General features: G+C 70.2%; 21 protein-coding genes. 12 read left to right on the top strand and 9 right to left on the bottom strand.

The genetic code is table 11. The features are described 5' to 3' along the window. Window positions 1-27: 27 nt before the first annotated feature. Entirely contained in the window at window positions 28-333 is a 306-nt protein-coding gene (locus tag MXD59_RS09015; RefSeq protein WP_248824296.1) for a hypothetical protein, read from the bottom strand. Continuing rightward, the gene (locus MXD59_RS09010; RefSeq protein ID WP_163550740.1) at window positions 330-614 is read right to left on the bottom strand and encodes a hypothetical protein; all 285 of its coding nucleotides are present in this window, start codon (window positions 612-614) and stop codon (window positions 330-332) included. Before MXD59_RS09010 ends, MXD59_RS09015 begins: the two co-directional genes overlap by 4 nt. Before the next feature lie 501 nt (window positions 615-1,115). Between MXD59_RS09010 and MXD59_RS09005 the strand changes: the two genes are divergently transcribed. The 8 genes from MXD59_RS09005 to MXD59_RS08970 all read left to right on the top strand — a co-directional run bounded on the left by MXD59_RS09005 (window position 1,116) and on the right by MXD59_RS08970 (window position 12,432). Beyond that, entirely contained in the window at window positions 1,116-2,363 is a 1,248-nt protein-coding gene (locus MXD59_RS09005; RefSeq protein WP_248824295.1) for an acyltransferase family protein, read from the top strand. Between the two features lie 155 nt (window positions 2,364-2,518). Then, entirely contained in the window at window positions 2,519-3,610 is a 1,092-nt protein-coding gene (locus tag MXD59_RS09000) for a glycoside hydrolase family 26 protein (protein WP_248824294.1), read from the top strand. A 274-nt stretch (window positions 3,611-3,884) separates the two neighbouring features. Then, window positions 3,885-4,754, top strand: coding sequence for an HpcH/HpaI aldolase/citrate lyase family protein (locus MXD59_RS08995; RefSeq protein WP_248824293.1), 870 nt, complete (start codon window positions 3,885-3,887; stop codon window positions 4,752-4,754). A gap of 51 nt (window positions 4,755-4,805) precedes the next feature. Further along, window positions 4,806-7,241 (top strand): FdhF/YdeP family oxidoreductase, encoded by a 2,436-nt coding sequence (locus MXD59_RS08990; RefSeq protein WP_248824292.1) that lies wholly within the window; start codon window positions 4,806-4,808, stop codon window positions 7,239-7,241. Then, entirely contained in the window at window positions 7,241-8,101 is an 861-nt protein-coding gene (gene fdhD, locus MXD59_RS08985) for a formate dehydrogenase accessory sulfurtransferase FdhD (RefSeq protein ID WP_248824291.1), read from the top strand. Before MXD59_RS08990 ends, fdhD begins: the two co-directional genes overlap by 1 nt. A 143-nt stretch (window positions 8,102-8,244) precedes the next feature. Continuing rightward, entirely contained in the window at window positions 8,245-9,945 is a 1,701-nt protein-coding gene (locus MXD59_RS26915) for a CYTH and CHAD domain-containing protein (RefSeq protein WP_248824290.1), read from the top strand. Window positions 9,946-10,156: 211 nt separating this feature from the next. Continuing rightward, a complete protein-coding gene (locus MXD59_RS08975; protein WP_248824289.1) occupies window positions 10,157-10,774 on the top strand; it encodes a flavodoxin domain-containing protein in 618 nt (205 codons plus the stop codon). A gap of 683 nt (window positions 10,775-11,457) precedes the next feature. After that, window positions 11,458-12,432, top strand: a complete 975-nt coding sequence (locus tag MXD59_RS08970) for an alpha/beta hydrolase (RefSeq protein WP_248824288.1) — start codon at window positions 11,458-11,460, stop codon at window positions 12,430-12,432. Between the two features lie 241 nt (window positions 12,433-12,673). On the opposite strand, the gene MXD59_RS08965 is transcribed toward MXD59_RS08970, so the two are convergent. Then, window positions 12,674-13,120: an NUDIX hydrolase gene (locus tag MXD59_RS08965; RefSeq protein ID WP_248824287.1), complete on the bottom strand. Its 447-nt coding sequence runs from the start codon at window positions 13,118-13,120 to the stop codon at window positions 12,674-12,676. A gap of 590 nt (window positions 13,121-13,710) precedes the next feature. Between MXD59_RS08965 and MXD59_RS08960 the strand changes: the two genes are divergently transcribed. Both MXD59_RS08960 and MXD59_RS08955 read left to right on the top strand, forming a co-directional pair. Continuing rightward, the gene (locus tag MXD59_RS08960) at window positions 13,711-14,877 is read left to right on the top strand and encodes an ABC transporter substrate-binding protein (RefSeq protein WP_248824286.1); all 1,167 of its coding nucleotides are present in this window, start codon (window positions 13,711-13,713) and stop codon (window positions 14,875-14,877) included. 45 nt (window positions 14,878-14,922) lie between these two features. After that, window positions 14,923-16,344 (top strand): glycoside hydrolase family 27 protein, encoded by a 1,422-nt coding sequence (locus tag MXD59_RS08955; protein WP_248824285.1) that lies wholly within the window; start codon window positions 14,923-14,925, stop codon window positions 16,342-16,344. Window positions 16,345-16,418: 74 nt separating this feature from the next. Here the strand turns inward: MXD59_RS08955 and MXD59_RS08950 are convergent, their stop codons facing one another. From MXD59_RS08950 to MXD59_RS08925, 6 genes are all read right to left on the bottom strand, one after another. Beyond that, window positions 16,419-17,648 carry an ABC transporter substrate-binding protein gene (locus MXD59_RS08950; protein WP_248824284.1) on the bottom strand — a complete coding sequence of 410 codons (1,230 nt, stop codon included), beginning with the start codon at window positions 17,646-17,648 and terminating at the stop codon, window positions 16,419-16,421. 217 nt (window positions 17,649-17,865) lie between these two features. Continuing rightward, on the bottom strand, window positions 17,866-18,723 hold the full coding sequence (locus tag MXD59_RS08945; protein WP_248824283.1) for a DUF72 domain-containing protein: 858 nt from the start codon (window positions 18,721-18,723) through the stop codon (window positions 17,866-17,868). A gap of 188 nt (window positions 18,724-18,911) precedes the next feature. Beyond that, complete coding sequence (locus MXD59_RS08940; protein ID WP_248824282.1) at window positions 18,912-19,457, bottom strand: nuclear transport factor 2 family protein; 546 nt, start codon at window positions 19,455-19,457, stop codon at window positions 18,912-18,914. 151 nt (window positions 19,458-19,608) lie between these two features. After that, window positions 19,609-20,838: an ABC transporter substrate-binding protein gene (locus tag MXD59_RS08935; protein ID WP_248824281.1), complete on the bottom strand. Its 1,230-nt coding sequence runs from the start codon at window positions 20,836-20,838 to the stop codon at window positions 19,609-19,611. Window positions 20,839-21,244: 406 nt separating this feature from the next. Beyond that, window positions 21,245-22,453 (bottom strand): ABC transporter substrate-binding protein, encoded by a 1,209-nt coding sequence (locus tag MXD59_RS08930; protein ID WP_248811115.1) that lies wholly within the window; start codon window positions 22,451-22,453, stop codon window positions 21,245-21,247. A 903-nt stretch (window positions 22,454-23,356) separates the two neighbouring features. Beyond that, entirely contained in the window at window positions 23,357-23,581 is a 225-nt protein-coding gene (locus MXD59_RS08925) for a hypothetical protein (RefSeq protein WP_248824280.1), read from the bottom strand. A 134-nt stretch (window positions 23,582-23,715) separates the two neighbouring features. Between MXD59_RS08925 and MXD59_RS08920 the strand changes: the two genes are divergently transcribed. Both MXD59_RS08920 and MXD59_RS08915 read left to right on the top strand, forming a co-directional pair. Further along, window positions 23,716-25,065, top strand: a complete 1,350-nt coding sequence (locus MXD59_RS08920) for an IS4 family transposase (protein WP_248824279.1) — start codon at window positions 23,716-23,718, stop codon at window positions 25,063-25,065. A gap of 200 nt (window positions 25,066-25,265) precedes the next feature. Next, window positions 25,266-25,496, top strand: coding sequence for a hypothetical protein (locus tag MXD59_RS08915; RefSeq protein WP_248811118.1), 231 nt, complete (start codon window positions 25,266-25,268; stop codon window positions 25,494-25,496). Window positions 25,497-25,770 lie beyond the last annotated feature (274 nt).

Raw genomic sequence — 25,770 nt, 5'->3', positions numbered from 1 at the left:
CGGTGGTCGGTTTCGGTCGGGCCGCGATCAGGCCGGGCCGGCCGGACGCGTCGGCCAGCCGGAACCCGAGGGCGGTTCGGCGCCGGGGCCGAAGCCGGGAGCCCACACGTCCGGGATGTGTGGGCAGCGCAGCACTGGTCGGTGCAGGGTGAGCCGCGGCAGGCCGCGGCGGGTGGCGGCTCCGGTGCGTGCGGCGCGCAGGGTCCGCGCGCGTTCGCGGCGGCATCGGGGGCAGGTGGGGAACAGCGCGCGTACCTGCGGCGGCGGCCCGGTCGGCCCTTCCGACGTTTCCGATCCCGCGGCCTCGTGCTCGGGTGGTGTGTCCTCGCTCATGCCGACACCGTTCCGGTGCCACCGCAGCGCGGGCAGGTCACCTCGTCGGAGCCGTCGAACGAGCCGCTACGGTCCATCTCCGCCTTCGGGATGAAGAGGTCGCCCGCGCCTGAGCAGCGCGGGCAGGTCAGTACGCCGAGGTCGGCCGCCACCACCTGGTCGGCGGTGTAGGTGCGCCCTCCACGTTTCTGCCCGTTGCGGCCGGTGCTGCTGCCGCCGGACGTGTTGCCGTTCTTGTCTGCATGCCGACCCCAGGTCACGGCTGCCTCCGTCGTGCGCATCGCAGCCGGTGTTCGTCCGGAAGATTAACTGCGTTGTGGGCCCAGCGGAGGCGAGCGGCTCGGCTATGTAGTCAATCTAAACAGAACGCCGGCACTTTGGGGGTCGGGAGTGTCCGGGTCAGTGCCCGCGGTGACGGGGGTGGGCCGCCGGTGCCGGTGCGGGTGCGGCGCGTCGGGCACTGGGTGTGATCGCGGCGGGTGTGTTCGACGGGGCGCTGTTTACCCCGTCCGAACTAGACCTTGACGTAAGGGTATGTTTAGCGCGGTGCCGGTGCGGTCAGACCCGATGCGCGGCACCAGGAAGGAGCGGACGGCAGGCCGGATACGCAGCCTACGGACGAGCCTTTGGTTCATGGCCGGCACAGCCAGCCACCGCCACGAATCCGTGTTCCGCGGTCGCCCTCGTGGGCACCCCCGCGCGGGCGTCCGTTGGACGAGCGAGAAGCGAGAAAGGACACGGTGACGCAGAGAACATCGCCTCGACCGGTAGGCCGTCATCGGATGATTTCCCCGCAGCGGGCCGGCCCACCCTCGCGGTCCCGGGCCAACCTGCCCGCGCTGACGGGTCTGCGGGGAGTCGCGGCCACCCTCGTCTTCTTCCGCCATATCGATGCGGAGGTGGCGGACACGCTGCCGATCGGTCCCCTCGGCGACATCGGATATGCGGGAGTCTCGTTCTTCTTCGTGCTTTCGGGTTTCGTGCTCACCTGGGCGGCCGGGCCCACGTCGCGCGCTCGGTTCTACTGGCGCCGGTTCGCCCGGGTCTACCCGCTGTATCTGGTCGCGGTCCTGTTGTGGTTCGCGGTTGCCTGGCCGCTGGGAAAGATGGGTGAGTTCGGCTCGAAACCCATCGCCGTGCTGCCGAGCCTGTTGTTGGTCCAGGCCTGGATTCCCACACAGTCGATCTATTTCGGGTGGGGTGGGGCGGTGCTGTGGTCGCTGTCCTGCGAGGCGTTCTTCTACCTTGCCTTTCCGCTGCTCTATCCACGGCTTGCCGCCCGGTCGCAGGCGGGCCGGATGCGCCTGGCACTGGTCGTCCTGCTGCCGACGGCGGCGATCTCGTGTCTGGCCGGGGTGGTCGACCCTCGGCTGGATCTGGCCGTCTACGTCAATCCGGCGGTGCGGATCGGCGAGTTCGTCCTGGGCATCGTCCTGGCGCTGCTGGCGCGGGACGGCGTGCGCGGCACGGCGGGGCAGCGCCGGACCCTCGCCGTTCTGGCGACCGCCTGGCTGGCGGTCCCGGTCGCCCTCGGCTTCTCCCACGGTGACCGGCAGGGGCTCATCGACACCCTCGCACTACCGTCCTTCGCGGTGGCGATCTTCCTGGTCGGCACCCGGGAGGCCGACGGTGGCCGGGTGGCCGGGGCGAGCGCCCGTCCGCTGGTGTACTTCGGGGTGATCTCCTACGCGTTCTATCTCGTCCATCCCGTCGCGCTGACCGCCGGTGGAGAACTTGGCTGGTTCGAGGCGACGACCGCACCCGGGATGGCACTGGGCGTCCTCGCGGGTTTCCTGCTCGCCTTCGGATGCGCCGCGGTTCTGCATCATGGAGTGGAGCAGCCCGCGCAGCGGTATCTGCTGCGTGCGTTCCGTGCTCCCGCCGTCCGGCCGGCCACGGCCGGGCCGGGTCGTGCCGCGGTGCCGGGCCAGTCCGCCGGGCCGGGATCGACCGCGGATCCGGGGTGGCCAGGGGTGGGGCACCGGGCGGCGCCCCGGGGCGGTTCGTGGCCGTCCGCTGACCTGCGGTGAGCGGGGGAGCCTCGGCCGCCGGCTTGACATTGACGTTACGTTAGGGTTGGTCGCAAGGCTGCCAGCGGTGGGTTGTCGGCCGGGAGCACGCGGATGGATTCGAGGATCACATGAGAAAGTCCGGCCCCCTTGTGAGGTGGCGGGAAAGGACTGCGGTGCTCCCCTGCTCCGGGCCTGTTTCACAGCGTGCGCGCTGGTACGCGCGCCGACGCGGACCGCTGCTCGTGCTGAGCGCGCTGATCGCACTTCTGCTGGGCGTCGCGGCGTGCTCCGGCTCCTCCGCGCCGACCTCCCGACCCGCGACACCATCACCGTCGTCCTCGCCCACCGCCGCCGCGACACCGTCGCCGTTGGTTCCCCGCTCCGGGTTGGGCTGGGCCTCGGGTGCCAACGGGAACTATCCCGCGGACGTCAACGCCTGGGCGACCTGGACGGGTCGCCCCGTCGACGTGGCCGTGGTGTTCACCACCCGCAAGGACTGGCCGAGTATCACGACGGCGACCTGGCCGGTCGGCGCGTTCTCCCGGGACGCGTTCACCGGTCAGCTTTCGGTGGCGCAGCCGCTGTATCCCGAAGGTGGTGACGAACAGGCCTGCGCCCGCGGTGACTACGACGGTCACTGGGCCCAGTTCGGCACGACCCTGACCCGGTACGGCCGCGGGGACGCCTACGTCCGGCTGGGTTGGGAGTTCAACGGTAGCTGGATGTACTGGCATGTGCGTGACCCGCAGACGTGGAAGAGCTGCTTCGTGCACGCGGTCACCGCGATCAGGTCGACCGCCCCCCACGTGAAGATCGAGTGGACCATGAGCGCGCACAGCAACACGCTGCCCGGCAGCGGTGCCGATGTCTGGTCGGCGTATCCGGGCGACGCCTACGTCGATGTCGTCGGCATTGACGACTACGACATCTATCCGGCTTCCACGACGCAGCAGGCGTGGGACAAGCAGTGCACCGAGCCGTCCGGGCTGTGCACTGTCACCGATTTCGCCCGCGCGCACGGCAAACCGCTCGCCGTGCCCGAGTGGGGGCTGTCCTACTCGAACGGCGGGGGTCAGGACAACCCGTTCTTCATCGAGAAGATGCATGAGTTCTTCGTGCGGAACACCGACCTGCTCGCCTACGAGGCGTACTACAACAACGCCGAGGCCGACAACGTGCGTTCCTCGCTGCACAACCCCGTCCTGAACCCGAACAGCTCCCGCCGCTACCTGGAACTGTTCGGAAAGAACCCCGCGACGGGGTGAGCTCCGCGCGCCGCGCAGCGTGCTGATCGCATCGTCTCGGGTCAGGCCGGCCAGGTCGATGTGCCGAAGCGGGCGGAGCAGGCCGTCGGGGCGCAGTCGTCGACGCGCACCGGGAGCAGCCGCCACTCGTCCAGGAAGACGTCGTAGGTGACATCGGGCCGCGGCGGCGGCTCGGTGTGGATGCGCCGCGCGGCGAGGGACCTGGTGGCGTCGGGCGGCGTAGCGTTCGGCCAGGTCAGGTGAATCGTCAGGGCAGACGGTCGGCGGAGGCGTGATGGGCGGGCAGCGGGCGGTCGCCGGGGCGTTGCTGTTCTGTCCGGCGGACCGGCCGGAGCGGTACGCGCGGGCCGCGGCCGCGGCCGACCTGGTGGTGCTCGACCTGGAGGACGGCGTCGCACCGCAGAACCGGGCGCGGGCCCGGGCGGCACTGGTCAGGGCCGCGCCGGAGCTCGACCCGGCGCGGACGGTGGTCCGGGTCAACCCGGCGACCAGCGCCGCGTTCGTCGCGGACCTCGCCGCGCTCGACCGGACGGGCCTGCGGATGTGCATGCTGGCCAAGACCGAGTCCGCCGACCAGCCCGCCCGCCTGGGCCCCACCCGCACGGTGATCGCGTTGTGTGAGACGCCGGCGGGGGTGCTGGCGTCGCCGGCGATCGCCGCGGTACCGAACGTGGTGGCGTTGATGTGGGGCGCCGAGGATCTGCTGGCCGCGCTCGGTGGGCGCTCCAGCCGGCATCCCGACGGGCGCTACCGGGATGTGGCCCGGCATGCCTCGTCCACCGTGCTGCTGGCCGCGGCCGCGTGCGGGCGGGCCGCGATCGACGCCGTCTACCTCGACATCCCCGACCTGGCCGGGCTCGCCGCCGAGGCGCGTGACGCGGCGGCGACCGGCTTCGCGGCCAAGGCGTGCATCCATCCGAACCAGGTGCCGGTCGTGCGGGACGCGTTTCGGCCCGACAAGGAGTCGCTGGCCTGGGCCGACCGGGTCCTGCGCGCCGCCGAGCGGGCCGGCGGCGGGGTCTTCACCTTCGAGGGCAGGATGGTCGACGCACCCGTCCTGCGGCACGCCGAACATCTGCTGCGCGCCGCCGACATCGACCCGCCCACCGGCGAGTTCCCCACCATCACAGCGCCGGAGACCTGACCGGCGACCAGGTGGATGGTGTCCGGTCGCGTCGGCGGGGATGGTGGGGTCATGGCTGACGTGACAGGCAGCGGTGATGAGCGGGACGAGGACGAGGGGCTTCGGATCTCCGAGCCGAAACGGTGGGCGGCGGGGGTGCCGGGGGTCGGGCACGCGCTGGCGCGGTCACTGACCCGGATGGGGACCCGACGGTCGGTGCGGACGTTGCGGCTGGTCAACCAGGACCATGGGTTCGACTGTCCGGGATGCGCGTGGCCGGAGCCACCACCGGGAGAACGATCGGCGGTCGAATTCTGCGAGAACGGCGCGAAGGCGGTCGCCGAGGAGGCGACCCGCGCGCGGGTCACCAGGGAGTTCTTCGCCGAACACAGTCTCGCCGATCTCGCCGGGCGCACCGGGCACTGGCTTGGCGGCCAGGGGCGGCTCGTCGAACCGATGTACCGCGCACCCGACGCCGACCATTACCGGCCGATCAGCTGGGACGCGGCGTTCACGCTGATCGCGCGGGAGCTGGCGGCACTCGAGAGCCCGGACGAGGCGGCCTTCTACACCTCGGGGCGCACGAGCAACGAGGCCGCGTTCGTCTACCAGCTGTTCGCCCGGGCCCTGGGCACGAACAACCTGCCGGACTGCTCGAACATGTGCCACGAGTCGTCCGGCACCGCACTGACCTCGACGATCGGCATCGGCAAGGGATCGGTGACACTCGCCGACCTCGAAGCGGCCGATCTGGTGCTGGTCGTCGGGCAGAACCCGGGGACGAACCATCCGCGGATGCTCAGCTCGCTGGAGAAGGTCAAACGCGCCGGTGGGCGGATCGTCGCCGTCAATCCGTTGCCGGAGGCGGCGCTGCTGCGGTTTCGTAACCCGCAGCACGCGCGGGGCGTCGTCGGGCGGGGCACGGCGCTCGCCGACCAGTTCCTGCAGATCCGCCTCGGCGGCGACCTCGCCCTGTTCCAGGCGCTGGGACGGCGGCTGCTGGACGCGGAGGACGCCGCACCGGGCACCGTTGTCGACCATGACTTCATCGCCCGCCACACCACCGGCTTCGACGACTACGTCAGGCACATCCGCGGGGACGGGGGGCCGTCCGTCGGGGGGCTCTCGGCGGCGGAGATCGCCGCCGCGACCGGGCTGACCGGCGCGGAGATCGACGAGCTGGCCGGGCGGATGCTCTCGGCGAAACGAGTGGTCGTGTGCTGGGCGATGGGGCTCACGCAGCACGCGGGGGCGGTCGCGACGATTCAGGAACTCGTCAACGTCCTGCTGTTGCAGGGCAACATCGGCCGGCCGGGGGCGGGAGTGTGCCCGGTGCGGGGGCATTCCAACGTCCAGGGTGATCGGACGATGGGAATCTGGGAACGGCCCACGGCGGCGTTCCTGGACGCGCTCGGGGCGGAGTTCGGTTTCGCGCCGCCGCGGCGGCACGGACTGGATGTCGTCGACACCATCCGGGCCATGCGCGACGGCAGGGTCCGGGTGTTCGTCGGAATGGGCGGGAACTTCGTCGCCGCCACCCCGGATTCGGCCGTCACCGAAGCGGCGATACGGTCGTGCCGGCTCACCGTCCAGGTCTCCACCACGCTGAACCGGTCGCACGCGGTCACCGGACGGGCGGCGCTCATCCTGCCGACGCTGGGCCGCACCGAGGCGGACGTCCAGGTCAGCGGGCCGCAGCAGGTCACCGTCGAGGATTCGATGGGCATGGTGCATGCCTCCCGGGGTCGGCTCGCGCCGGCCGGGGCGCAGCTGCGCTCCGAGGTCGCGATCGTCTGCGGGCTCGCCGAGGCCACCTTCGCCGCCCTCGCCAGACGGACAGCCCAGGCAGCCACGGAGACGGCGGCCACGGAGACGGCGGCCACGGCGCAGGCCGTCGCGGAGACGGTTCCCGCAGTCGGGCGGACGGCGGACGTGGACTGGGTGGGGCTTGGCGGCGACTACGCGCGGATTCGGGCGCACATCTCGCGGGTCGTGCCGGGATTCGACGATTTCGAGAAACGACTGGCCGAACCTGGCGGATTCGCGTTGCCGCATCCACCACGCGACAGCCGGACCTTCCCGACGCCGAGTGGGCGGGCCGCGTTCACCGTCAACACGGCGCCGGCGCTCACCGTCCCGCCCGGGCATCTTCTCCTGCAGACCATCCGATCACACGATCAGTACAACACGACCATCTACGGGCTTGATGACCGTTATCGCGGGGTGCGCGGTGGGCGTCGGGTCGTCCTCGTGCATCCGGACGATCTGGCGGCGCTCGGCGTGGCCGACGGCACGCACGTCGATCTGGTCAGTGTGTGGACGGACGGGTCGACGCGGCGGGCGGAGAACTTCCGCGCGGTGTCGTATCCGACGGCGTCCGGCTGCGCCGCGGCCTATTTTCCGGAGACGAACGTGCTCGTTCCGTTGGACGCGACGGCGCGACGCAGCAACACACCGACGTCCAAGTCGCTGGTGATCCGGCTGGAACCGACGGCGGGTCGGGCCTGATGGGCCGGGCCAGCGATCGGCGGCGGGTGACGCGGGTCCGGGCGGGGGTGGCGACGGCGGTCCGGCCGGACACGGTGGTCGGCGAGGAACCGCTGGAGATCCGGGTCGGCGGGCGGGCGCTCGCGGTCACCATGCGCACGCCCGGCGACGACATGGACCTGGCGCTCGGCTTCCTGCTCGGGGAGGGGTTGGTCGGCACCGGTGCCGACGTCGCGGCGATGCGCTACTGCGCCGCCCCGGACAGTGGTGCCGTGGACAGTGGCGCCGTGGACGAGGACGGGCGGCCGACCTACAACGTGCTGGAGGTGACGCTCGCCGCCGGTGTGCCGCCGCCGGCGCTGGAGGACGCGCGCACCTTCTACATGAGCAGTTCCTGCGGGTTGTGCGGGAAGGCGAGTATCGACGCGGTGCGGGTGCGCGGACGGTATGACATCGCCGACGACCCCCTGCGGGTCGCACCGGAACAGGTCACCGGGCTGCCGGAGACGTTGCGGGCCGCGCAGCGACTGTTCGCGACCACCGGCGGTCTGCACGCGGCGGGCCTGGCCGGGGCGGACGGTGCGCTCTGGGCGGTGCGGGAGGATGTGGGGCGGCACAACGCCGTCGACAAGGTGATCGGCGCGGCGGCCCGGGCCGGGCGGGTTCCGCTGGTCGGGCAGATCCTGGTGGTCAGCGGCCGGGCGTCGTTCGAACTGGTGCAGAAGGCGCTGCTGGCGGGGGTGCCGATGCTCGCCGCGGTGTCCGCGCCGTCCACGCTGGCGGTGGATCTCGCGGTGGAGTCGGGGATGACGTTGGCGGGGTTCGTCCGCGGCGACACGATGAACCTGTACAGCGGCGCGCACCGCGTCCTGGGTGGGTGAACGCGTCCGCTGGGCTGGACGGCGGCTTGGCACGGGGTGGGTTTCTGGCCCGGGACGGGGGAACGAACAGCGGATGGCGTCCCGCCGGCTGACGTCCCGCTCGGGCGTCCGACCAGGGGAGACACCACCGGAAGGAGTGGCAGGTGACAGTCACCCACGAGGTCGAGCATGCCTTCGCCGTGGACGAGACGTTCCGCGTTCCCGCCTTCGACGCGCTCAAGGGTGTCGCGTCCGTCGGTGCGATGGGGGTGACACGCCTGGACGCCGTCTACTACGACACCGACGACCTGCGCCTGGCCCGTAACCAGATGACGCTGCGTCGTCGCGAGGGTGGTGCCGACGCCGGCTGGCACCTGAAGCTGCCCGGCGCCGACGGCGCCCACGACGAGATCGGGCGGCCGTTGGACATCGTGCCCGCGGGGGACGAGTGGGACGCGCGGGACGCGGCCCGCCCGGACCTGGAAGCGGGTGCGGAGCAGGGCCTGGGCTTTGGCGGGCAGGCCAGGGTCGTGGTGCCGCGGGTACCGGAGGATCTCGCCGATCTGATCGCGGTGTGGGTGCGGGGGGCGCCGCTGCGGCCGGTGGCGCGGGTCAGCACGGTGCGACGGACCTGGTTGCTGCGTGACGCGCGGGGGCACGATCTGCTCGAGGTCGCCGACGATCAGGTGCGGACGCGGACGATGGGTCGGCCGCTGGCCGCAGGCGGGCGGGTGGTGGCGTCCCGCTGGCGGGAGATCGACGTCGAGGTGCTCGACCCGGCGGGCGAACGGCTGCTGGCCACCGCCGATCATCTGCTGCTGGACGCGGGTGCGCGGGTGGCCGTGGGCTCGTCCAAACTGCGCCGTGCGTTGGCCGTGGACGTGGGCCCGCCCGAGCTTGAGGCGATGGTCGCGACGGGCACCGAGAGCGGCCCGGGCACCGCCGCTGGGACTGCCCCCGATCCCGGTCGGGGTGGGGCGGGCAGCGCCGGGCAGGTGGTGCGGACGTACCTGGCTCGGCACGCGACGGCGCTGCTCGCCGCCGACCCGGGGGTGCGGCTGGGAACACCCGAGTCGGTCCATGATCTGCGGGTGGCCGCTCGGCGGTTGCGCAGCACCATCCAGACATTTCGGCCGTTGCTCGACGGCGAACAGGCCGGGCGGATCGAGGCTGGGCTGCGCGAGATCGGGGAGGTGCTGGGTCGTCCGCGTGACGCCGAGGTGCAGCATGCCCGGCTGCGGCGAGCGCTGGCCGCGACGCCGGGCGAGCAGGTGCTGGGTCCGGTGGCGGCGCGTGTGCAGGAGACCCTGCTCGGGGAGGTGCTGCGCGGACGGGCCGAGGCGCTCGCCTATCTGCGCGGCGACCGTTACTACCGCTTCATCGACGACCTGCTGGCCTTCGTCGCCTCGGTCGGGACGACCGACCTGGCGCGGCAGCCGGCCCGGCGGGTGCTACCGCGGCTGGTCCGCCGCGCCGACCGGCGGCTCACGCGGCGGGTGCGCACCGCCCGGCTGGCGCCGCCCGGCACCGCCCAGGACGTGGCCTACCACCGGGCGCGCAAGTCCGCGAAGCGGCTCCGCTACGCCTGCGAGCTGATGTCACCGCTGGTCGGCCGGGACGCTCGCCGGCTCGCGACGCGGGCGCGGCGGGTGCAGGACCAGTTGGGCGCGCATCAGGACGCGGTCATGGCGGTGGCACGTCTGCGCGCGCTGGCGGTGGCCTCGAACCACGCCGGGGAACCGTCGTTCACCTACGGTCTGCTCACCGCGCAGGAGCAGGATCGGGCGGCCGCGCTGCGTCGTGATGTCGCGCGGACCTGGCGGAAGGCGTCCCGTCCCGGCCTGCGCCGCTGGCTGCGGGCCTGACCGTCCGGACCCTGACCGGCCGGTTCGGGCCGGACCATGTGATGGCCACGGAGCCTGCCGTGGCGAGTCCGGATGTCCCGCCGTCCGCGGACGTTCGACGCCTGGTGTGGGCCGCGCCACGGATGTCCACTGGGTTACGGACATGCGACGGTCCTGTGCCGTCGGCGCGCCCACATCGATGGCGCGCGGCGGCGAGGTTGGAGGCGCGGCGATGCGAGCTCTGGTGGTCTACGGGATGCGGTGCGGGGGAGCGGACGAACTCGCTCGCACGATCGGCACCGCTCTGGCCGGCCATGGGGTGGCCGCCGAGCTGCGCCCGGCTCGGCGGGTGATCGAGTTCGAGGGCTACGACGCGGTGGTGGCCGCGGGCGCGGTACGGGCCGGCCGCTGGTCGGGTGATGTCCGGCGGATGATTCGCAATCGGCGGGACGCGTTGGCGGAACTGCCGGTGTGGCTGGTGGCCGCGGAGGCCAGTTCCGCTGCCGGCGGCGTCGGCGGTTTCGCGCCGACTTCCCAGCTGGCGACCCTTGCCAGTCTGATCGGCGCGCGGGGCGCGTTGACCGTGGGACGGCAGCTTTCGGTCGAGGCACTGCTTGGACTCGTCGAGGCGGTCACCGCGCTGGGCGCCGTCGCGCCGGCGCGACTTCTGCACCCGGTTCCAGCCTGGGGACCGGGTGCCCGCGGCCGCCGCGGGAACGTCGCTGGCGCCCGCTCCCATCTGCGACTCGTCGTGGCGGACGGGCTCAGTCCGCACCTTGCGGCCCCACGGGATCCCTCCCCGGACGGACCGGACATGATCACATGGACCTCGACCATTCAAGATCTGTAACAACCGGAGGCATCGACGACGCGCTCGCGCCCGTCGGTCTCCAGCGACGGCGCGATCTGGAGGAACCGCGCTTCCATGCGACTCTCCTGTCGTCGGGGGCGCGCAGCCTCGTGTGACCTCGGCGCCCGTCGCGTGCGTCCGCCCTCGTATGTGGCAGGCGGGAACGGCGATGACGCGTGTGCTCCTGCGTGGCTGAGACCGCTGTCGAGTCGAACCCGGAAATGATCTTGAGGAATGCCGCTGGTGTCCCCGCGCCATCCGCCCGGGTGTCGCCCGTCACATGGCACCAGGTAAGTTGGACGAACTTCAAAGTCGACGTCAACAAGGAAGCACACCGATCAGGCGCACGAGGCGTTACCGGATGGCTACATGAGTTCTTCGGCGGCCGCGTCGTCGTGAGCCGACCATCGCCGTGGACGGCCTCGCCACGCCCAGGTAGCGCAGTCATCCCCTGCCCCCTCCTCGCGAGACGGGGGCCGAGGGGAACTCCGCTGGTAGCCGCGTCCTTCGCCGGCGACGCCGCGGGCCCTGGCTGTCGGCGAGCCCGGCGACGGATCGGACGCTGTTGCACGAATGTCCGATCTCGCGCATGATCTCGTGGGGTAGCAGGACGCTCGCCGGCAGGGGGCGCAGCCCTTTCCCGATCAGGGGTTGTCTCCGGCCGCATCAGCAGGAGGACCGTGATGACCACCGTCGAGAACTCGCCGCCGCTGCACCTGCCCGCACGGGACATTCCCGTCCCGGTGTCGGTCAGTCCCGAGGCACGGGCGGTGCTCGCGATGCCGCGGCCGGAGCCCACGCCGTTCCCGGCGCTTGAGGATGTGGCCGGCTGGAAGGCGCTGATCGCCGCCGGGAACGAGGGCCTCGCCGCGATGGCGGCGAGCTGGCCGGTCGACCCGGCGCTGACGGTCGAGCAGACCGACGTGGACGGCGTCACCGTCTACGTGGCCACGCCGCCCGGCGCTCGCGACGACCATGTCTACCTCGACTTTCACGGCGGCGGCATGACCGTCGGTGGCGGTCCGGTCTGCGGGCCGATGTCCACGCGCACCGCGACCCGGGTCGCCGCGCGCGTCTGGGCCGTCGACTACCGGATGCCCCCCGAGCACCCGTACCCCGCGGCCCTGGACGACGGCCTCACCGCCTACCGGGCGCTGCTCAAGGAGCATCGCCCCGAGCAGATCATCATCGGCGGCGGTTCCGCCGGCGCCAACCTCGCGGCGGCCGTCCTGCTGCGGGCCCGTGACGAAGGACTGCCGCTGCCAGCCGCCGCCGTCCTCAACACCCCCGAGCTCGACCTCACCGAGTCCGGCGACACCTTCCAGACCAACGCCGGCCTGTGCGCCGTCCTTCCGGGCAGCCTCATGGCCGCCAACCTGCTGTACGCCCAGGGCCACGACCTCGCCGACCCGTACCTCTCCCCGCTGTTCGGCGACTTCAGCAAGGGTTTCCCGCCCACCCTGCTGACCTCCGGCACCCGCGACCTGTTCCTGTCGAACGCCGTCCGCATGCACCGGGCGCTGCGCAACGCGGGCATCACCGCCGAGCTGCACGTCATGGAGGCCGCGGGCCACGGAGGCTTCCTCGGCTACGCGCCCGAGGACGCCGAGATCGACCGCGACGTCCGCCGCTTCCTCGACACCTACTGGGCGGCCTGACCGGTGGACAGGATCGCTGGGAGCGGGCACCGCTGGTGGCGACATGGCGAGCCTCCTGGAACCAGCGAGGGTGTGGGATAGCTGCTCCTGCTGTTGTGTCGCAGCCTGCACAGGCGGATTCCAGCCGCTCCGCAGGCGTGCGGCAGCGGGACTGACGGCGCCCACCAGCCGTGGACGGGCGGATGGGCCGGTGGGGGATCCGACAGCCGCGCCTGGCGCGCGCCGCGAGCGCTCCCCGCTGTCAGGACCAGTTGAAGCGGGAGAAAGTCGTGGCCTGCCGGTAGAGGCGGATGATCTCGCCGGTGTAGGGCAAGGTCCGGGTGGGGAGCTCGTCGAGGGGGTACCAGCGCAGATCGGCGCACCGGTCGGGTTCGCGGATGGTCGGTTCACCGGTGAAACGCCGCACGGCGAAACCGAAGCCGATGCGTGCCTCATGGTCGGGCGGTTTGGCGTGGGTGACGGCGGTGAAGGTGACGTCCGCCTCATCGATGGTGAGAGCGAGTTCCTCGTCGAGTTCCCGGACCAACGCCGACACGACGTCCTCGCCGGGCTCCACCCGTCCACTGGGCAGCGCCCACCAGCCGGCGCCGTAGATCTCACCGGCCCGCAGGGTGAGCAGCAGATGGTCCTCGCGTAGCACCAGTGCCAGCACATCCACGGGGGATCTGGGCTCGTCGCGTACCCGCATCGCCACTCCTCACCCGGGCGGGCCTGACCATCGCCCGGCCCGCCCGGCGGGACCTCCGCCTTCGCTGTGCCCGGACACCCGCCGCTCGCATTGTTCGACAAGGTGGGTGAGTGCTGGGACGGCGATCGGGTCGAGCTGGGATCATGTAAGCAGGGTCACCTTTGTGTGATCATCGACGATGATGGTTGTCGCCCGGGTGGGAATCGTGTCCGACGCCTGTCGGGGTCGTGTCGCCGGGCTGGTATCACGGTAGCCGGCCGGTGAACGGTCGCCGAACTTCTGCGGCTTTTCGGGTAGTGATTCTTCGGGGTGCTGAGGAAAGGTTCGAACGGTGGCGCCCGCCGCTATGTCGGCTGGATATCAAGAGAATCCGGTTTGGTAGCGTGCGTTGCCGTCATGAATCCGACGGTGTCGCATCCGAGGGTTCGTTTCCGGTGATGTTCCATACCTCTGGCCCGTCGAAACCTGTCCTCGGCGGCTTCCTACGCCCCACCGACCGCGCAGGGGGACCTGTGTTTCCTGGCTTTGTGTTCGCCGGTTCCAGCAGTCCGTCTGGTCGAAGGTCGCCGTTTCGGTGTGGCAGAGCTCCCATGCCCTTCGTGGTGATGGTGGTGGTCGCGCTGCTGGCCTCGGTGGGGCTCGCCGGATGTTCGTCCACGGATTCGGCGTCGGCGTCGGTGTGTTCGTCCCCGGGGGTCGACGACCATCAGATCGACCTGGGCGTCATCTACCCGCAGAGCGGGCCGGCGTCCGGAATCTTCGGGGCGGTCCGAGCGGGAGTCGACGCCCGGCTCGGCGCGGTCAACGCGGCCGGCGGCATTCACGGACGCAGGGTCGTCTACCAGTGGCGTGATGATCAGGGTACGGCGCCCACGAACACCGCTGCCGCCCGGGCGCTCGTCGAACAGCGACATGTCTTCGGCATCATCGAACTGTCGGTGGCCGGCTCGGCGAGCACCGACTACCTTGCCCGGGAGGGAGTGCCGGTCACGGGCACCGCCTACGGTCAGGTCTGGGCCAACAACGTCGCCGTCGACACGCAGGGCCGGTTCGTTCAGGAGCAGGGCGGGCGTCGGGCGGTGATCCTGCACACCGCGCTGTCTCAGGCTGTGTCGAACAGCGCCGCGTCGTACGCGCGCAGCCTGACCGCCGCCGGGGTGCGGGTGCTGGACACGATCACCTACACCGGCGGAATCGATGATCCCGCCGCGGTCGGGCGTCGGATCGCCGCCTCCGGGGCGGACACGGTCGTCGGCGTTCTGGCGCCCAGGGATCTTGTCACCCTGGTGGACGCGGTGCGCGGTGGCGGCTACCCGCTCAAGGTCGTACTCTCCGCCGCCGGATATGATCATCAGCTGCTGCGTACGGTCGGCTCGCGGATGGCCGGGATCAGCATCCCGGTGTTCTACCGGCCGTTCGAACTCGGCGGCCGCGGCGTGGAGGCCTATGTCGACGCGATGCGCCGGTACGCCCCGCAGGTCGCCGAGCCGGAGCAGGACACGGCGGTCGCCGCCTACATCAGCACGGACATGTTCCTGCGCGGACTGCAACTCGCCGGCACATGCCCGACCCGTGCCGGCTTCACAGCCGCGCTGCGCACCCTGAACAGCTACGACGCGGATGGCCTGATCAGCCCGATGAGCCTGCGTTCCGTGGCTGCCCAGACCAACTCCTGCTACTCGTTCGTCCAGGCCAACGTGACCGGTGACGGCTTCGTCGTGGTGGAACCCAACCTGTGCGGACAGGAACTGTCCTGACGCCGCGGCGGCCGAACGCACAGGTTGGGCTGCCACGATGGGCCCATGATCGACGATGCGGCCCGCGTGCGGCGGCCGGCGTGGGTCCGCACCCGCTTCGGGCTGTCGCTGTCGGCGCTTCTGACCGTGCTGGTCCTCGGCGGCCTGTGCGGTCTGGGCGGCGACGCGCCCGATGTGTCCGTCGGCGTCGGCATCCCCGCGCACCGGGAGGTCTCGGCGGGCCTTGCCCGTACCCCGCCGATGGGGTGGAACAGCTGGAACCTGCGTGGCGCCGCGGTGAGCGCCGTCGACATCCGGGCGGCGGCCGACGCGCTGGTCGTCACCGGTATGCGCGGCGCGGGCTACCGTTACGTGACCGTCGATGACGGCTGGATGCTCCCGACCCGCGACGAACACGGCACCCTGATCGCCGACCCCGGCCGTTTCCCCGGTGGTATCGCCGCACTCGCCCGCTACGTGCACGCCCGGGGCCTTCGACTCGGGATCTACGAGTCACCGGGCCGCACGACCTGCCAGGGCCGCCCGGGCAGCTACGGCCATGAGGCCCACGACGCCGTCACCTTCGCGGCCTGGGGCGTCGACTACCTCAAGTACGACGCGTGCAGCTACCCGGGCCTGCGCCCCGCCGGCACCAGCGCACGAGCCTGGCTCGTGGCCGGCTTCACCCGGATGCGCAACGCCCTGGACGCCACCGGACGCCCGATCGTCTACAGCATCAACCCGTCCTCCTCCGGCGACCCCGCCGGGGAACGGGCCTGGTCATGGGCATCGTCGGTGGCCAACCTGTGGCGGGTCACCAACGACCACGCACCCTGCTGGGCGACCGTGCTGCCGATGGACTACTACCCGGGTGTGTGCACGTCGGACAGTTTTGATCCCGCCTCGGCCTGGGCATCCGAGGGCGGGCCCGGGCACTGGAACGACCTGGACATGCTCGCCGTCGGCCTCACCCCGAGCGCGGTCAATCCGGACGTCGAGAACCTCGCGAGCCTGGCCACCGGCCGGGTGTCCAACCAGCTCGACGACACCGAGGCCCGTACGGAGCTGAGCGTCTGGTCGATGTTCGCGTCCGCACTGATCGCCGGCAACGATCTGACCACGATGAGCCCCGCGACCCGGACCATCCTGACCAACCGGGCGGTGCTCGCCATCGACCAGGATCCCCTCGGCGCACCGGCCAGCCGCCGCGGCGGTGACTCGTGGGACGGGCTGTCGGTGTGGACCCGACCCCTGGCGGGCGGGGACACGGCCGTGCTGGTCGTCAACCGGGGGGACACCCGCCGTGCGGCGGATCTCCCCGGTTCGCCGCTGGCGCTGCGGGCGAACCCGGCCGGATACGAGATCGCGGATCTGTGGACGGGTCGGCTCACCAGGACGGCCGGCACCGTCCCGACCCTGTCGGTGGACCTCGCGCCGCACGAAGCCGCTCTGGTGCGGCTCACACCGGTGGGCCGCACCGCCGGCTGAGCGCTCCGGACAGGCCGATGTGCTGGACGCGTGTTGGTGTGGGCGCCGGGCGCGGACCCACACCAACCCGGGCCTCAACTGGTGATGCGCTCGCCGCAGTAGTTGTCGCTGATCGTCTCGACGCCGGTACCCGCGGCGTTGACCCTGATGAACGGGTAGCAGGCAGTGAGTTTTCCGAAGTCCTGGTCGAAGTCGACGGCTGGCGTCAGACCTTCGGCGGTGTAACCCTTCACAGCCCGCAGACCGGAGACGAAGCTCGCCCGGGTCGGGCATGGCCCGGCCTCCTGCAGACCACGAACGATCATGTCCGCGGTCATGTACCCGATGCGCGCCAGGGTGTCCCCCTGGACCTGGAGTTCGGGGGAGTAGCGGGTGAGGTTGGCCTGGTAGGCGGCGATCGCGGGATCGCGCGGGTCGACGCTTCGGGCCGCGTAGGTGGTCAGGCCCGCGAGCTGGGCGCCGTAGGTGCGCAGCAGGTTGCCGTTGACCGTCTGGCTGCCGCTGAGGATGACCTTGGGCTGCGCGCCGCGCTGGCGGGTACCAGCGACGATCTGGGCGAACCCCTCGATCGTCATCGGGCTGACCAGGGTGTCGATACCGCCGGAGAGCAACTTCTGGGCGATCCGGTCGAGCTGGGCCGCGGTCGGGGTCTCGTCCGCCTCGGCGGTCGTGAAGGGGATGCCGGCCGACTGCAGGCTCGCCTGGACCTGTTTGGCGATCGTCTTGGTAAGGCCGAGACCGGCCGGGTCGAGCACCATGAGGGCCCGGGTGCCGCCCTGCTCACGGACGAACTTCCCGAAAGTGGTGACCGACTGTCGCGGATCGACCGCACTGGACGTGTACTGGACGGTGAACATGTTGCGGTGCTGCGACCAGGCCGGTTCGACAGCCAGACCGGCCACCGGGACATTCAGGTTGGCGAGATAGTCCGCCGAGCCGGTCGATACCGGGCTTGCCTCCATGATGGCGAAGACGTTCTTTGTTTCGATCAGGTCCCGGGCGACCACGCCGTTGGTGTCCAACCTGCCCTGGTCGTCCTCCCAGTCGTAGGTGATCTTTCGGCCGTTCACGCCGCCGGCCGCGTTCACCGCTCCGAGCCTCGCGTCGATGCCGGCGCGGGTGGGCGTGAACGTCCGGGCGAAGACGCCACTGTCAGGATAGATAAGGCCGACTCGGACCTCGTTCCTGGTGACTCCGGGGGCGTCGCAGTTCGCCGCCGCGGCGGTGGGGCCACCGCGGCAGCTTGCCGCGGTGGCCAGACATAACAGTGCGCCAGCGATAGCCGACAGTGGGCGGTTGGGCATGGAAGGACCTCTCTGGCATGATCTAGGCAGGTCCGACATGTTAGCGGGTGGAGAACAATGAAATGAACAATGGGTGCGCATGGTTCGAGTCGGGGACCATGCTGGCGGCGCTGCAATGCGTCCGGTTTGGTAAAATATCAAAATAAGTGTTTAATGCCCGAATTATTCCATGCCGCCCTGGCCTGGAAGAGCGGAGCGGGCGAACAGGCCGGTGGGGCTAGAACAGGGTGGGGGGCGCGGCCGGCAGCGGAGCCGGCAGCGGAGCGAGATCGAGCTCGGGGACGCGGGCGCGGACATCGTCGTGGAACTGGCGGGCCAACCGCGGCGCGTCGGCGTTGTCCGGGGTGTGGATGAAGACGGTGGGAGAGCGGTTCTCCCGTAGCCAGGCGGCACAGCGGTCGGCCCAGGGCTGCCAGCCCGCGGCGGTGCGCGCCGGGTCGTCGCGGCCGAGATACCGGATGATCGGGCGGTCGGTCAGGGCCCGCGTGCGACGTGGCATCCGCGGCTTCTTCGTCCAGGCGTCCCGTTCGGCGTCGCTGGTGGGTGGGCTGGCGAAGAACACGGTGGTGTCGAACGGAACCCATTCGGCGCCGACGGTCAGCAACGCCCGCTCCAGGACCTGGGCGGCCGCCGGGTCGGTGAAGAACGCCGGATGCCGGACCTCGACGGCGTACCTGTGTGCCCGCGGCAGGCCGCGCAGGAAGGCCGCGAGCGCCGCGACGTCGTACGGGGTGAACGCGGGCGGGAACTGCAACCACAGCGCTGCGACCCGGGGCCCGAGCGGCTCCACCGCGTCGAGGAAGGCGCGCAGCGGTGCGTCCACGTCAGTCAGTCGCCGGTCATGGGTGATCACCCTGGGTAGTTTCAGGACGAAGCGGAAGGCCGGGTCGGTCTGCCGGGCCCAGGATCGCACGGTGTCCACACCCGGGGTGGCGTAGAAGGTGGTGTTGCCCTCGACCGCCGTGCACCAGCTCGCGTAATGACGCAGCCGCTCGGTGGCGGGCAGCGGATGCGGGAGAAACCGCCCGTTCCATGAGGCGTGCGCCCACATCGCAGCGCCGACATGCAGCCGCATCGGGTGCAGCATCCTCCAGCGTGCGCGGATCCATGGGGGCGGACGACTGCGACGCTACCGCTGTCGGACCATGGTCGGCGCATCGGGGGCGTCTGGTGAACCGGCGCCGGCGTGTCGTCGAGGTCGACCGCCCGTGCGTTCCATCGTGCCACCCAGGGTGCGGGCGGACGGTCAGGTCGCCCCCGTCATCAGCCGGGATTCGCGACCTGGGTGGCCGAGCCCCGCGGTTCACCCTGACTGTCGGAGCCTGAGATCGCGCTCGGAGGGGCGACCATAGTCGAGTTCGGCGCGTGCCAGTCCGTCGAGACGAACCGGTGGCGGATCAGCCACTCGTCACCGACCGGAACGAACGTGTCCCGATAACGTCCATAGTGGTCCAGGCCGATCTCGGTGACCACCGTGAAATAGGTGGCCACCCGTGCCTCGGTCGGGGAGAGCTCGAGGAACCGGGTGTTCGTCAGGTTGTGTCGGACGATCCGCCGCCCGCCCACGGCAGCCCCGTCGGGTGGCGGCTGATGCCTGGACGCCGCCGATGCCGCCGATGCCGTTGTGCCGCCGAGAAAGGCGACGATCGCCGCTCGGCCGCGCAGGGCTGCCTGGCCGCGCAGTTCCAGTTCGCCGTCCTCGCAGAAGGCCAGCGCGAGCTCGTCCAGGCGCAGCCCGTCACCAGACCAGCTGTACCGCACCAGTGAGTCGCGAATGCGCTCCCGCGCCGCGATCTCCCACAGTTCCATAGTCCGCGCAGCGTACTGCCCCGCCTGGCCGGGACGCGACGGCTACGGTCAGGTGGGGCAGTACGGGGAGAGAGCAGCCCCGCGGCCGGCTGGGAGAACGGCAGTCGACGGCTGGCGGGCTGGACGGCGGCGCGGGTGCGACAACGGCGGGTCAGGCGCTGACGCGCTCCCCGCAGAAGTCGGCGGCGGTGGTGATCAGGCCGTTACCGGCCGAGTTGACCGCGGTGAACGGGTAGCAGACCGGAAGCTTCCCGAAGTCCGCGTCGAAGTTGACGGGGGTGATGAGACCGCCGGCATTGTAGTTCTTCACCGCGCGCAGATGACTGATGAAGCCCGCCCGGGTGGGGCAGGGACCGGCTTCCTGGAGACCGCGGACCAGCATGTCGCCGATGATGTAGCCGACCCGCGCGAGGGTCTGGCTGGTGTCCCCCAGGTCGGGGGAGTAGCGGGCCAGGGCGTCCCGATAGGCGGTGAACGAGGGCGAGGTCGGATCGACCGGCTGGGCGGAGTAGACGGTCAGACCGGCCAGCAGCGGGCCGTACTCCTGCAGAAGCTGGGTACCGGGAGTCTCGTTGGCGCTGAGGATGGCCTTCGGACTGGCGCCGTTGCGTCGCACCGCGGCGACGATCTTCGCGAAAGTGCCGATGGACAGCGCGCTGGCCAGCGTGTCCACCTTGTCTGCAGCGACTCGCCGGACGATCTCGTCGATCTGGCTCTGGGTCGGGTCCTCGTCGGCCGCCGCCGAACCCACGGTCATCCCCACCGACTGGAAGCTGGCCCGCAACTGCTGGGCCGTCTTGTCGGAGACGCCGATGCCGGCGGGATCGACGATGACCAGCGCCCGGGTCCCGCCGAGCTGCTGGGCGTACTTCCCGAAGGTGGTGACCGAGTCCGTCGAGTTGACGGTCCCCTGGGAGTAGCTGTAGGTGAACATGTTCCGGTACTGTGACCACACGGGCTCCGCGGCGACGCCGAGCACCGGAATTCCCCGGGAAGCCAGGTAGCCGGCTCCACCGGACGAGGTGGGGGTCGCCTCGAGGATCGCGAAGCTGTTCCGATCGTCCACCAGGTTCCGGCCGACCACTCCGTTGGTGTCCACCCGACCCCGGTCGTCGGCCCATTCGTAGGTGATCTTCCGGCCGTTCACACCGCCGGCGGCGTTCGCCACGCCGAGGCGGGCGGTCAGCCCGGCCCGGGTCGACTGAAATATCGTGGAAAGTGACCCTGTGTCCGGATATATGAGGCCAACCTTGACCTCGCTCGGGGAGACTCCGGGTCCGTTGCAGGACGCCGCCGATGTGGCCGAGTCGGCGCTGCAGCCGACCAGCGCCGACAGACACAGCAGCGCGACGGGTAATGCCGACAGTGCGCGGATTGACACCTGGAGGCCCTTTCCTGAACGGTGTTGCGGGGTGGCCGACATAGTAGCCGTCAAAGAACAATTAGCTAACTATTAATCACAACGGTCTGGTGCTGGTCGCATTGCGGGCTCCATGTGTGAAGAATGAGTGACGGAAAGTGTCCAACCTGACGCCTGAGGCATTGTTGATCTCCCGGTGAGGGTGGAGGCCTGACTGTCGGATCTCCTGCGCTTGCCGTGGGCTGGGCATGGAAGGCCTGATCCGAGTGATCGAGTATCGGCGGCCAGGTAAATCTCCCCTTTTGTGCATATCGGAAAAAAGGTGTAAATCGGAAAGTTCGGCTAGAGAGGATGTTTTCCTTTCTGGCTCCACGTGGCCTCGGGACCTCGAACGTCTGCGCGTCTGGGGTGGATGGGCCGGGCCGGATCAGGTGCCGATACGCTCTCCGCAGAAACTGGCACTTTTGGTCACCAGGCCGTTACCAAATGCGTTGACGCTGATGAACGGGTAGCAGGTCGGCGTTCTGCCGAAGTCGGCCTCGAAATCTATGGATGGGGCGAGGCCGCCGGCGGTGTAGCCCTTCACGGCCCGTAGGCCGGTGATGAAGCTCTGCCGGGTGGGGCACGGGCCGGCCGCCTGCAGGCCGCGAACCAGCAGGTCGGCACTGACATAGCCGGCGAGCGCGACCTGCTGGCCGGAGTCCTCCAGCTCAGGGGCGTAGCGGTTGAGATTCGCCTGATAGGTCGCCACGGCCGGGTCCTTCGGGTCCATCGGTTCACTGCTGAAGGTGGTCAGGCCGGCCAACTGCGAACCGTATTTGGCGAGCAGGTCGCTGTCGGGTGACTGGCTACCGGTGAGCAGAACCTTGGGCTGCAGACCATGCTGTCTCACGGCCACGATGATTTTCGCGAAGGTTTCGGTTGTCAGTGTGCCGATGAGAGTGTCGATATGGCCGGTGGTGATCCGGCGAATGATCTCGTTCAGCTGGCTGGCGGAGGGTTCCTGGTCGGTCTGGGCCTGATCCACGTGAATGCCGGCGGATTCCAGGCTGGCCTGCATCGTTCCGTGTGAGGTGGCCGACATGCCCAGGCCGATGGGGTCGGTGATGAGGAGAGCCCGTGTGCCACCCTCCTGGCGGGCGAACTTCCCGAACGTGGTTACCGCTTCGGCTGTTCTCAGCGCGCCCGGGGTGTAGCTGAAGGCGAACATGTTGCGGTACTGCGACCACACCGGCTCGATGGCCAGGCCGACCACGGGGATCTGCTTCGAGGCGAGGTAGGCCGCTCCACCGGACGACACCGGGGAGGTCTCCATGATGGCGAAGTCCCCCTTGTCCTCGATCAGACTCCGAGCGGACACGGCATTGGTGTCGGGTTTGCCGCGATCATCGACCCAGTCGTATTTGATCTGACGGCCGTAGACGCCACCCGCGGCGTTCGCCGCCTCAATACGTGCGTCCAGCCCCGCCCGTACCGGGACGAACGTACTCGCCAGTACCCCACTGGCGGGAAAGATGAAACCGGCTCTGATCTCGGTCGGTGATACTCCCGGTGCCTTTGTGTCGCAGCTTTCCGCGACGGCTTTCGGTGCACTGTTACAGGCTGCCGTGGAGGCGAGAAATATCGGCGCGGCCAACAGTGCCGCGAGTACACGGGACCTCACGAGTGACGCCTTTCCTGGAATGACCCGGACCCGGTCGACAGGTGGGGCCGGTCAGCATTCTATTTTTGATCGACGGTTTTCTGGGCAGTGGCGCCCGGTCCGCGGGGTCGGGCCGGGCGCGTTGTGATGCGTCCGCGGCTCGGGGCTGATGTCTGTGTCCGGGTGCACCGAAAGCCACTGTGGCTGGCTTGGCTCCCTAAACCGCGCAGCTTTGGAACGCTTCCTGCTCCGCGTCCCGGAAGGGGGAGCTCCGCCTGCGGCGTGGTTCCGCGAGGCGGCGCGGTCGTGAACACGATGTGGGCCGGTGCTGTCCAGTTCGCCGAGGGCATACCGGTGGGCCGGAGGCGGCTGGAACGGCGATAAGGCCATGGCGTCGAATTGTTCCCGTTGCCTGCGGGACGCGCCCGGCCGGGCGGCCCTCCGTAGCCCCTGACCTGGCTGATCCGTGCCGTTCTGCGGGGATGCCGGGTCCTGGGGGGCGGCTGGCCGTCGCCCAGGACCCGGCCAAGCAGGTCCGATGACGTCGGGGGTCTGGTTGCATACGGAGGGTGTGAGATTGGTAGACCATAGCACTTTGGTGCTATGTGTGCCGCTATCGACGGGTGGTACTCCTGATGCGTTGGGTGCCCAATGAGCACCAGACGTAGCCGTCGATTCGGTTGTGTCTGCGAAGAGATCCCTGTGTGTTGACTGATCCTGCTCTGGCGGGCGGGACGCTTTCCCCGGCAAAATGCCCGAAATGTCCATTCCTGGTGGTATCGATGGGCAGGGTGCACGCGGTGAGACTGCTGGGTCATCCCGGCGAGGCGCAACCGTCCGTGTGCCAAAAAAGGCGAGGCTTATCTGATTATGCAGAAAGAAAGCGATGGGCTGCGTTCAGTCAATGTGCCGCATGGTTGTCCAGGAGGTCTCAACGCGCGCCCGGGAAGAGCCGTCAAGGATGCCACGGACCGTGATTTCACAGGTGTGGCCAGCGGCGAGACCGGGCGCGGGCAGCATCCGGATCCGCAGCCACGTGAGCGAACCCGCCGCGGCCCCGCCCAGATCGGCCGGACCATCCGAACCGGTGGGATCGTCGGTGGAAAGCATGCGGACGGCCACGACGTCACCATTGGTATTGGCCCGGTCGCGCAGCCGCTGGGCCTGTTCCCAATGCCATGTAGCTTAAGTTGATCATGCTGGGGTGGTGGGTTCCGGGTCGTGCGGCGTGGTGCGGCGACCGGGTGACGCGGTCGGTGTTTGGATCAGGGGTTGTGAGTGGGGTTGAGGCGGATCGTTCGGGTGTGCGTCCTGATCAGGTGTCGTTGGGGGTGCTGGTCAACGCGGTGCCGCGGGACGCGGTGGACGAGGCGGTCGCGGTGTGTGGGGTGCGGGAGCGCCGGTCGGACGGCAAGCTGCCCGCGCATGTGATCGCCTATTTGACGTTGGCGTTGTGTCTGTTCCCGGACGAGGACTATGAGGAGGTCGCGACCCGGGTGACCGGGTCGTTGGACCGGTGGGGGTGCTGGAACGCTGGGTGGAGTGTCCCGACGGCCAGTGCGATCACGCAGGCGCGTAAGCGGCTGGGCCGGGCGGTCTTCGGCGAGTTGTTCGAGCGGACGTGTGGGCCGGTCGCGGGGACGACCGGTCCGGGGGCGGTGGCGGGGGCGTTGGGCACGGCGCGTGGATCGTTCCTGCGCCGGTGGCGGCTGCTGGCGATCGACGGGTTCGAGGTCGACGTGCCCGACAGCAAGGAGAACGCCGCGGAGTTCGGCTACGCGGGGTCGGGAGACAACCGGTCGGGGTTCCCGAAGGCGCGGGTGGTGGCGCTGGCCGAGTGCGGCACGCATGCGTTCGTCGCCGCCGAGGTCGACGCCTACCAGGTGGGTGAGAAGACGCTGGCCAGCCGGCTGTACCCGCGGCTGCGGGGTGATGAGCTGCTGACCGCGGATCGGGGTTTCTACTCGTGGGCCGCCTGGGACAGCGCGCAGGCCACGGGCGCGGCGTTGCTGTGGCGGGCACCGACCCAGCTGGAGTTGCCCGTCGTGCGGGTCCTGCCCGACGGGACCTACCTCACCGTTTTGATCAAGCCGACCGTGCGTGGCGGGCGGCGGGAACGGCTGCTGGCCGCCGCCCGCGCGGGCGTGGACCTCACCGACATCAACACTGTTCCGGACGCGTTCGATGACCGCGGGCTCCCGGTCGTGCATCTCGCCCGGGTCGTCGAGTACGACGTGCCCGACCGGGTCGGTAACAGCACCGGTGAGCTGATCGTTCTGCTCACCACGATCACCGACCCGCGTGACGCCCGGGCCGACGAACTGGCCGCCGCCTACCACGAGCGGTGGGAAGAGGAAACCGCGAACGACCAGCTCAAAACCCATCTCCGCGGCCCCGGGCGAGTCCTACGGTCCCGTCTTGCGGACCTGGTCTACCAGGAGATCTGGTCCTATCTGATCGTCCACCATGCGATCAGTGACCTGACCGCGCAGGCGTCCGCCGCCGCGGACCTCGACCCGGACTCGATCTCCTTCGCCAAGGCCCTCCGCCTGATCCGCCGTACCGCCACCGGGACGGCGGACATTTCCCCCTGCGGACTGGACTGACCACCTTCCCAAGCACCTGTCCGACCTCGCCCGGCTCCTGATCCCCGACCGCCGTGAACGCACCTGCCCCCGCGCGGTGAAACGCGCCCGCCACAACAACTACCGCGTCAAAAACCCGGCGAGGCCGCCAGCATCCGCCATCACGCTCCAGCAACGGTCAGGATCCACACTCTCAGCCAAACATGATCAAACTAGGCTACGTGGCATTGGGCCTGTTCCCGGCGGTGTCGGGCAGCCCGTTCCTCGTCGGCCTCGGCGAGGTTCTCGGTGGCCTTCGCGAGTTCCGCCTCGCCGGAGTCCGGGTCGTCCTCGCCGGGACCGTCCGGGTCGTCGGAGCGGTGGCGTCGATGATCATCGTGGCGAGGTCCGCGAGTGCGAACGACCGCGGCGCGGCGACGGGGAACGAGAACGTCACGGGGGGCATCGGGTGACGTTCTTCGGGCGGAGTCGGCGCGGGGTGAAGTCGTTGAGGGGCGAGCTCGGCGCCGCCAGACCCGCGGGCGGCGGGGTCGAGAGACGGTGGAGCCAGAAGCCAGTGGGGCCGCCAGACGGTCAGACGGGAAAGCGGGTGCCGGGTAGTCGGGTGCGCGGCCGTCCCCGCAGGTCGTCGCGGACGCGGACGCTTGGAGCGTCGGTGGCGGCGTCGAGCATGTTGGTGACCGGGAAACGTAGCGCGCAGGCCCCGTCCTTCAGGGCGGGGCCTGC

It is taken from the genome of Frankia umida (assembly GCF_023242945.1).
Lineage (GTDB): Bacteria > Actinomycetota > Actinomycetes > Frankiales > Frankiaceae > Frankia > Frankia umida.
Note: the sequence above shows the minus strand (reverse complement) of the source record. Positions and strands in the feature narration are given on the sequence as shown.